The organism is Alistipes sp. DJF_B185 (genome assembly GCF_964250025.1).
GTDB lineage: Bacteria > Bacteroidota > Bacteroidia > Bacteroidales > Rikenellaceae > Alistipes > Alistipes finegoldii.
In genome coordinates this window covers 1-661 of sequence record NZ_CAXUDY010000094.1, presented here as the reverse complement: position 1 = coordinate 661, position 661 = coordinate 1, and the positions used below count along the sequence as shown (strand labels likewise).

Sequence of the window (661 nt, the reverse complement as noted above, 5' to 3'; positions counted from 1 at the left end):
CAGTTGTTTTTCCGGGGGCGGCTCGCGTCATATGTCGTCGACAATCTGAAAGGCCCGAAGAAAAAACACACCGGGCACGATGCTGCCCCTCACACACCGAAGGCCGGCTCTTTAGCCCGTCAGACCCCGGAAATTCTGGTCTCGAAATCCTATCGGTGCGGACTGGAGCGGACTGGAGCGGACATCGGCACCGCCCCGGCAGGCGGAGATGCTATATTTGCCCCGGCTTCGGAAGAGAAGTCCGCGATGCAGGGGTGGAACACCCTTGTCGTGCAGCCCCCGATCGGCGAAGACGGCGAACTTGCGGAGCCCGAAGCGCCCGCCGGCGCCCGATTCCCGCTTCCGGCTCTCCCCGCCAGAGCAGAACTCCGTGACGCGGAGGTTCATGCGATGCTCGGAGAGCTGGACTTCGGAGAGAGCGCCGTCATGGGCGATGCCACGGCCGAGGAACGGCAGGCCATCGCCAACTTCGACATCCGGGCCTATGCTTAATTAAAAACGACCTACGACATGAAATGGAATAACGAATACGGCTGACGCCTTTTCCGCAGCAGGAAATACGATGTATCCGGTCGCAGAATGCTCCCAAAGCAGGCTGCGGCCTTTTTCACACCCTTAACCAAACTACTTGAACGATGAAAAAAAGAGCAATTTTCATGAT

General features: G+C 58.5%; 1 protein-coding gene. It reads left to right on the top strand.

The window, feature by feature from the left end:
• A partial coding sequence (locus ACESTR_RS16370; RefSeq protein WP_373179466.1) for a hypothetical protein occupies positions 1-492 on the top strand: 492 nt, incomplete at its 5' end.
• Positions 493-661: the final 169 nt, after the last annotated feature.